The 8331-nt window shown below is 69.2% G+C and carries 4 protein-coding genes; all 4 read right to left on the reverse strand.

The annotated features are described in order from the left end of the window. Nucleotides 1-3246 carry an amidohydrolase family protein gene (locus V6M51_RS18480; protein ID WP_332769516.1) on the reverse strand — a complete coding sequence of 1082 codons (3246 nt, stop codon included), beginning with the start codon at nt 3244-3246 and terminating at the stop codon, nt 1-3. Nucleotides 3247-3485: 239 nt separating this feature from the next. Further along, on the reverse strand, nt 3486-5609 hold the full coding sequence (locus V6M51_RS18485) for a TonB-dependent receptor (protein ID WP_332769517.1): 2124 nt from the start codon (nt 5607-5609) through the stop codon (nt 3486-3488). A gap of 115 nt (nt 5610-5724) precedes the next feature. Continuing rightward, entirely contained in the window at nt 5725-7122 is a 1398-nt protein-coding gene (locus V6M51_RS18490; protein ID WP_332769518.1) for a P1 family peptidase, read from the reverse strand. 117 nt (nt 7123-7239) lie between these two features. Next, nucleotides 7240-8331 (reverse strand): OprO/OprP family phosphate-selective porin (locus tag V6M51_RS18495; protein WP_332769520.1); only part of this gene is annotated, 1092 nt, incomplete at its 5' end.

An 8331-nucleotide genomic window follows, 5' to 3' on the forward strand; every position in this document is an offset into this window, starting at 1 on the left:
TCATTGTCCCGCCTGGGTCTCGTTCCAGTCGACACCCTTGGTGTCCTGGAGCTCCCAGTAGAACTTGCGGCGCGGCCGGGGATCGGGGGCGAGCTCGTCCATGGTCATGGCGTCGTAGAGCCGGCCGCCGACCATGGTGTAGCGAACGCTGTTGGTGTTGCGGATGTCGGCCAGCGGGTCGCGGTCCAGGACGATGAGGTCGGCCAGCTTGCCAGGCTCCAGGGTCCCCAACTGGTGGTCGAAGCCGAGCGTCCTGGCGCCGTTGATGGTGGCGGCCCGCAAAACCCGGGCGTTGCTCATGCCGCCGGCGGCCATCAGCTCCATCTCCCAGTGAATGCCGAGGCCGGGGAAGTCGCCATGGGAGCCGACATTGATGGTGACCCCGGCGTCGTCCATCTTCTTGACCGCCCGGGCGACCGCCAGCACGCCGATGTCGTAGATCTCGTCCGCCGCGTGGATCGTGGTCATGCTGCGGACGTAGGGCGGCGCGCCGTGCGGGGCGAGCAGCGGGCTGTAGCCGCTGACCACCTCGTGGACATAGGCGCGGACCTTCGGGTCCTCCCAGGCGCGGGTGCGCTGATACAGGTAGTTCTCGCCGAACAGTTCGCCGAAGGTGACGTTCAGGACCGGGGTGTTGTGCGCCCCAGCCTTGCCCATCAGCTGGATGATGTCGTCGTAGTGGGCGGCCAGCGGCAGGTTGTGCTCGAGGTTGGTGTGCCCATCGAGGATCATGGAGATGTCGTAGTAGAACTGGCCCTCCCCCTCGGCGTCGATCATCACCCCGGCCTCGCGGCCAGCCTTAACGAGCATCTGCCGCTGCTGGCGGGCGGGTTGCTTGTAGGACTTGATGACCACGCCGCCCATGGCGGCCTTGCGCGCCATGACGCCTTGGGCGTCGGCATAGCTGTCGATCGGCACATAGACGAAGTCGGCCTTGCGGGCGCGCCCGTAGATCACCGAGCCCGAGCCGATCCAGCGCGGCCCGACCATCAGCCCCGCGGCCGTTCGCTCGGTGCTCTCATAGCTGGTCTGTTCGGTGGAATAGGGATCGAAGACCGTGGTCACGCCGAAGGCGAGCTCGGCGTAGCGGCCGTATTGCTGCTGGGGCATGACGCCGGAGCCGAAACAGCAGTCCACATGGCCGTGCATCTCGATCAGGCCCGGCATCACGGTCCTGCCGGCCAGGTCATAGACCTTGGCCCCCTGGGGGACCATCACGTCGCCGGCCGGTCCGACGGCCGTGATCCGGGAGCCCTCGACGACAAGGGTCCCCCGCTCGATCACCTCACCGTCGCGCATCGTCAGGACTCGGGCGTTGGTGAAGGCGACGGCGCCGCGGGGAACGTCGCCCGGCGCCTTGAGGTCGACCTCGACGAAGCGTTGAGCGCCCTCGCCCACCGGCGTCGCGCGCCGCACCGAGGCCCCGAATGTCCAATAGAGCTGGGCGGAATCGGCTGACCAGGTCAGGCCATAGCCGCCCTGGTCGGTGAGCCGCCGGACCGGGAAGGCGTCGGCGGCCGCACTGACCAGCTGCGGCGCGCCCGTCTCCACATAGGGCGTGACGTAGTACTGCTGACGGTCCCGGAACGCGATCCAGCGCAGATCGGGGCTGGGCCGCAGCTCGATGGTGTCGGCGTCCGGCGTGCGGGCATGCTCGCGCCGGTCATGGCCGTCACGGGTGACGCTCACCAGCCGGTGGACGTACTCTTTGCCCTCGGTCTCCATCACGACGAAGTAGATCCGCTCGCCGTCCGGCGAGAACATCGGCGCGTCGTCGCCGGCCGCAACGAAGGTGCTCTCACCGCCTGCGGCCGGGACCCGGTAGATGCCCGGCTTCGCCCGATAGCCGCCCATGGTCTTGTCGGGCGCCTGGATCCGATAGGCCAGGTCGCGGCCGTCCGGCGAGAAGGTCGGCTGGCGGATCACGCCGCGCGAGGTGGCGAGGGTCCGGGCGCCGCGGCCGTCGGCGGCGGCGACCTTCAGGGCGCTGCCGCGCTGGTCGTCCCACTCCACATAGGCCAGCCGCTTGCCGTCGCGCGAATAGCGGGGGTCGAACTCGTCGGACACCGCGCGGGTGACCCGGCGCGGCGCCGTGCCAACCTTGTCCGTGCGCCACAGATGGCCCAGCGCAGTGAACAGCACCCCGCCGCCGTCCGGCGTCGGCGCGATGTGGCGCAGGGTGCGGACCTTCACCTCGGCCGGCGCCAGGTCGATGCGCGGGCGGACCGGCTCGGTGATCCGGTGGCGGGCGGTCAGGCGGAACGGGATCTCGACGGCGGCGCCGGTCTCCATGTCGACGCGCTGGATCTTGCCCTTGGCCCAGATCGCCACGCTGCGGCCGTCGGGAAACCAGTCGAAGTGCGGGTAGTAGGCGGCGTGAGGCACCCAATCGGCCTGGGCGTCGCGGTCGAGGCCGTCATAGACCGGACGCTGCTCGCGCGTGGCGAGGTCGAGGACGAAGAGCACGGTCTTGGCCTTCACCCGCCGAACGAAGGCCAGCCTGCGCCCGTCCGGCGAGACCTGCGGGCTCATGGCCCCGCCGAAGCCGCTCGCCATGTCCTCGACCTTGCCGGTGGCGAGCTCGCGCCGCCGGATGATGAAGTTCACGTGGTTGGCGTCCACATAGACCCAGGAGTCGGTGAGCCGTTCGGTGTAGTAGACGTAGCGCCCGTCGGGCGAGAACGCCGCCTCCTGGACGTCGCGGCCGTTCTTCGGCGTCTCCACGATCGTCCGACCCACGCCGCCGCGCAGGTCGAGCAGGCGGATCTCGGTGGCCTGGTTCGGATAGTTCGCGCGCATCCAGGCGGCGGCCACGCCGTCGCCGGCCGCGGTCCAGGTCGGCCCCATCGGCATGTCCACGGTCTCGGCCGTGAGCCGGCGGGGAGACGCGCCGCCGGCGCCGGAGATCCAGAGATTGTCGGCGCCGTCCTCGTCGCTGAGGTAGAGCAGCCGCGTCCCGTCGGGGCTAAACACCGGCGTGATCTGGGTGGCCGGCCCGCCGTGGATCACCCGCGCCTCGCCGCCCGTCGCCGGTACGGCATAGATGTCGTTCAGGAGGTCGAAGACGATGGTCTTGCCGTCGGGGCTGACATCGAGGCTCATCCACGAGCCTTCCGTGACGGTGAACTCGATGTCGCGATGAGGCTGGCCGGTGTCGGCCACGTTCCAGCGCGGTTCGGCCGCCATCGCCGGCGCGGCCAGGCTCAGCAGAAACGCCAGGGCGAACGCCCGTCTGATCCTCGACATGATCACTCTCCCCCTTCGCCAGCCGCAACCGGAGCCGCTTGGCGCGGCCTCCAGAAGCCCAGGTTGGTCGCGTGTCCCAGACTGCCGAAAGGGGCCTTCCAGACCCCCGCCGGTGAGATGGGCGCACCACGGTGCGATCGGCCAGTAGCGCCCCTCAACCGCCTCGCGTCGACAAGACAACACACTCCCGGAAACCTGCCCGGCCCCCGGGAGTGCGTGACGCGGTCACGAGGGTAGGATCAGAACGCGTAGCCGACCTTGACGCCGATAATGCGGGGCCGCGTCCGGTTGGCGTTGGCCCAGCCCTGGTAGGGGTCGATGGAGCGGTTCTCGTCGGTGATGTTGGCGGCGAACACCTCGACGCTGACCTGGTCGAACTCGGCGCCGATCCGGGCGCTGAGCAGGTCCACGCTGTCCGATCTCTGCGGCAGCACCGACGCCAGGAAGCTCGACCGGTCGATATAGGTGACGGCGTCGCGGTGCTCGAAGTCGACCCGCACGAAGCCGGGAACCTCCGCGGCCCAGTCGAAGTCGTACTTCGCGCCGAGCGTATAGCTGAGCTTCGGCGTGTAGTCGGTACGATCGCCTGGCACATTGACCACGTCGCCGGGGTCGGTGTCGGTAATCTTGCTGTCGATATAGGCGCCGTTGGCGGTCAGGGTCAGCCCCGGGGTGGCGCGCCAGGCGGCGCCAAACTCGACGCCCTTCACCTCCACCTCGCCGATATTGCTCGACTCCGAGAGGAAGGCGCCATTCACCTGCACCAGGCGACGGCGGACCATGTCCTTATAGCTGGTGTAGAAGGCCACGACCTCGAACTGCAGGGCGCCGCCGGCGACGCTGGCCTTGGTCCCCAGCTCGTAGGTGTAGATCTTCTCGGGATCGTAGGGCTCGAACGGCGCGCCATTGAAGCCGCCGCTGCGGAAGCCCTTGCTGACGCTGGCGTAGAGGTTCGCCTGCTCGGCATAGCGGTACGAGACATAGACCCGTGGATCGACGGACTCGAAGCTCTCGGACTGCTGCGCCCCGGTGTTCGGGGCGTACTCGATCAGGCTGGTCTGCTTGTCGTGGAAGTAGCGCACCCCCGCGCCAAGGGTCAGCCGCTCGGTGACGTGGTAGGCCGCGTCGGCGAACAGCGAGTAGGATTTCGAGCTCGAACTGTCGCGGTAATAGAGGTTGTCGTAGAGCGTCCCGCCGCCGGTGGCGATGTCTCCGGCCGGCGCGTACAAATACTCGTAGTCGACAATCAACTCGCGCTCCGCGTCGCGGAAGAAGGCGCCGACCGTCCACTCCAGGGGCTTGCCCGAGGACGAGAGCCGGACTTCCTGGCTGAACTGGTTCGCCTCGACGAACCGGTCGTCGTTGCCCTCCACGAAACCGAACGAGAAGTTGCCGGCGCGCGGGATATAGGTGAACGGGTACTGGTGATCGTGGTCGATATAGGACGTGGCGCTCACCAGGTCGGCGAAGCCCAGGTCGTAGCGGACCTCCAGGTTGTAGACCGTGAAGTCGAATTCCTTGGGGAGCAGCCGCTTGCTGCGGTCGGGGCCCACGTCGACGGTGCGGTCGGGCTCCTCGAAGCCGAGGCCCAGCTTGGTTTCGGCGCGGTGCAGCTGGATCATGGCCTCGGCCTCCAGCTTGTCGGTGGGCGCCCACAGGAGCTTGCCGCGCAGATTGATCAACTTGGTGCCGTTGCCGTCGGAAATGCCGGCCTCGGGCTGGTCGATCCAGCCGCCGCCGCCCTCGATCGAGCCGGCCAGGCGCAGACCGAGCACGTCCTTCACCAGCGGCAGGTTGATCGCCCCGGCCAGCCGTCCCCCCGTCTCGCCGTGGGCGACGCCATAGACCGTGCCTTCCACATTGCCTTCCACAAGATCCAGCTTGGGCCGGTTGGTGATGTAGCGGATCGTGCCGCCCGCCGAGCCCTGGCCATAAAGGGTCCCTTGCGGCCCCTTCAGCACCTCGACCCGCGCCAAGTCGAGCGCCGCCGGGCTCAGCTGGTCGTAGCCGCTGAGCGACAGCGGAACCTCGTCGAGGTACTGGCTGACCAGCGCGCCGGAGCCCGACTGGTTGGCCAGGCCCCGCAGGAAGATGGTGTAGCTGCCCGGGCCGTCCTCGCGCATGGTCAGGCCGGGTACCGCGAAGGAGAGGTCCTGGACGCTCTGGATTCCCCGCTCGGCCATCTCCTCGCCCCCCAGGACCGACACGGCCATGGGCACGTCGATCAGCCGCTGCTCGCGCTTCTGGGCGGTGACGATCACCTCGGCCAACTCGTTCGAGGTCGGCTCCTCGGCCGCGAGCGCTGGCGACTGCAGCAGGGCTATCGCGGATACACAGGATAGAAACACCCAACGACTGTTCATTCGCCAACCCCCTATTATTCCTGGCGATAAGGCTGACTCCCGGCTCTTTGCCAAGGCAGATGCGAAAACTGGAGCGGGTGGTGCGGGTGGATCACCGCGATCGCCGAACCACGGTCTAGCGGCGCGCGCGCGCGCCGACCTGCTGCCACCGCCCAGGGTTGATCACCACCTTGTCGCCCTCGAACCGCAGGGTCAGCGGATAGCGGCCGGGCACGGCGAACTCGCTGTCCGACACCGCGACCAGCTCCGCCGGCGCGTCCCGCTTGATCGCGAAGACGTCGCGCGAACCCGTCGCCTGGCCGAACAGCCGGCCGTCCTTGACCGTGACCTGCAGGCTCGCCAGCTCGCTGAAACGGTACTCGCCCGCATGGCGCGCCAGCGCGGTCGGGTTGGACGCCACGGCGGTCGGCGCGGGCCCCTGCGGCTGAGCCGGCACGGCGGCGAGGATCGCGTCCCACATCAGCTCCGAGGCGACCGTACCGATCTCGGCGCTGACCAGGCCGTCGCCCGGGCCGGCGTCCACCTCGGCCGTGGAGACGGCGTAGAGCACATCGCCATCCAGCTCGGTGGCGAACGGCTGTATGGCCCTGGCCATCGAGGTGTGCACCTGGACCGCGACGCGCTGCAGCTCCGCCGGGTTGAGCTTGCGGTTGGTCACCACCAGGCTGATGGTCGTGTTCTTGCGGTCCGGCGCCGCGGCGCGCGCGCCGTTCCAGCCGGGCTTCAAGCTGTCGGGTGTCGCGCCCATCAGGTCGCTCGCCTTCAGGTCCTGCGGCCAGCCCTTGTCGGGATGGCAGGCGACCACGCGCCCGTCGCGATCCGTCACCACGCCGAGCGCATTGACCACCGTGAAGACCGCGATCTTCACCTGCCCAATCTGCCGGAAGGCGCCGCCCTGGCCTGAATGGGCGTTGCAGCCGAACAGGCCGCCGCTCACCGCCGAGCGGCCGGCGCCATGGGGCCCTTGCGCGAACACGCCAGGCTGGGCCGCTCGCAGGGTCGCCTGCGCCAGCCGCTTGTCCGGGTAGATCTCGTTCAGGCGCCGGGCGCCGAAATCGTAGATGATCGAGCCGACGGCAAGGCCGACATTGTCCCAGTGACCACCCCGCTCGCCGTCGTCCTTCAGCGCGGTGTTGGCCGCGGTCACGCTCTCCAGCCCGTACCAGGAGCCCCCCGAGAACACGACGGCGTCCAGTTCCGGCGCTTCGTAGCCCAGACGGAGGAAGTCGGCGTTCACGGTTCCCGGCCCGCCGCCGCGCACGTCGACGGCGCCCAGCACCTTGCGGCCGAACCGGAAGACGGTGACGCCCGTCGGCCCCTCCTCGTATTCCCCCGTGCCGATCCGCAGCATCGGCCAGTCAAAGGTCAGGGTCTGGGGCGCGGCGCCGTTGATCACCGGCGTCAACGCGTCCTGCGGCGCCGCGACGACCTGGGTCGCGCCGGCGGCCAGGAGAATCGAGAATCCTAGCGCCCGCGACCAGGGACCCTGCCCGCCGTTCTGCCTGTTGCTCATCCATCCACTCCCGATTCCGTGCCCAGGGTGGAGCATGGCCGCTGAACCGGCCCGGGCGAAGATGACAAACCCGATATCGGGTGGTGTTCGTCGCGCACCTCGCCTGCAATAGGCGCCTTACCAGTCGACCGCGCCGCGCACGGTCAGCAGGGTATGTTCCAAGTCCGGCGCGGCCGGCTTCTCCACGCGCGCCTGGATCAGGTTCGCGCCGATCCGCAGGTGCGTGACGGGATACCAGTTTACCACCACCCCGTAGGTGGTGAGATGCCCGCCCCGCAGCCCGTCATCATTGAGGTCGACCTCGGTCAGGCGGACGCCCGCCTCGACCGCGCCCGACCCGCCATCGGTCCAGCCGCGGGCTGGCGTGACGCGGCCGAAGGTTCCCGATTTCGGATCATACGGTCGGGTCTCACCGGTCAGCCGCCAGGAGGCCTGGGCCGACCAGCCCCAGAGCCGCGGACCGATGACCGAGCCATCCCACCGCAGCACGCCCCCCTCCGCCTGCACCAGCAGCGGTCCGTGCGAGAAGCCCAGCTCGCCGCCCACGAAGGCGCCGTGATCGGCGACGAATCCGCCGGTGTCGATCACCGTCGGCGCACGATTGGTCTCCGGCTTCTGGGCGAAGGTGACCGCGCCATCCGTCGCCGACGGCTCGACGTAGTAGGCCGACAGCGCCGCGTGGAGGACGTCCGTCCCGGGCAGCAGGTCGCCGGACCCCCGCAGGCTCACGACCCAGCCTTCCTTCCGGTCCACGTCCAGCGAAGCGTCCTCGCGCTCGCTGAATATGCCGCCGCGCAGGGCCACGCCGCCTGCCATGTGGTTGACCCCCACGCCTACCCGTCGACCGGGGGCGAACACCCCGGCATAGGCGGAGCGTTCCAGAAACAGGGTGTAGGTGTCCGACGTGGCGTCGTCGTTCGTCACGGGCGGCTTGAAGTAGCCGACCAGAAGTTCGGTCGTGGGCGTGGCCTGGTAGCCGATCAACACGTCCTGCAGCGCGACCTTGTTGCCGGCCAGGTCGGCCTCGGCCTGATAGCGCAGGCTCGGCGCGATCTTACCCTCGGCGCCCAGGTAGAAGCGGCGGACCTGGGTTCCGGTCGGCGACGGGTTGTCGCCGTCGTTCAGCGCGAGGCCGTCGAACTGGACGCGGCCTCGCACCTTGGCGGTCACCTCCGCCGGCGCCGGCGCCGGCGCCGGCACGGGCGCGGG

Source organism: Phenylobacterium sp. (genome assembly GCF_036677185.1).
In the GTDB taxonomy this organism is placed as follows: Bacteria; Pseudomonadota; Alphaproteobacteria; order Caulobacterales; family Caulobacteraceae; genus Phenylobacterium.

Bases quoted from the DNA above. Each gene is read 5' to 3' on its own strand.
- V6M51_RS18480 (WP_332769516.1), bottom strand. From the start codon at position 3,246: ATGTCGAGGATCAGACGGGCGTTCGCCCTGGCGTTTCTGCTGAGCCTG.
- V6M51_RS18485 (WP_332769517.1), bottom strand. From the start codon at position 5,609: ATGAACAGTCGTTGGGTGTTTCTATCCTGTGTATCCGCGATAGCCCTG.
- V6M51_RS18490 (WP_332769518.1), bottom strand. From the start codon at position 7,122: ATGAGCAACAGGCAGAACGGCGGGCAGGGTCCCTGGTCGCGGGCGCTA.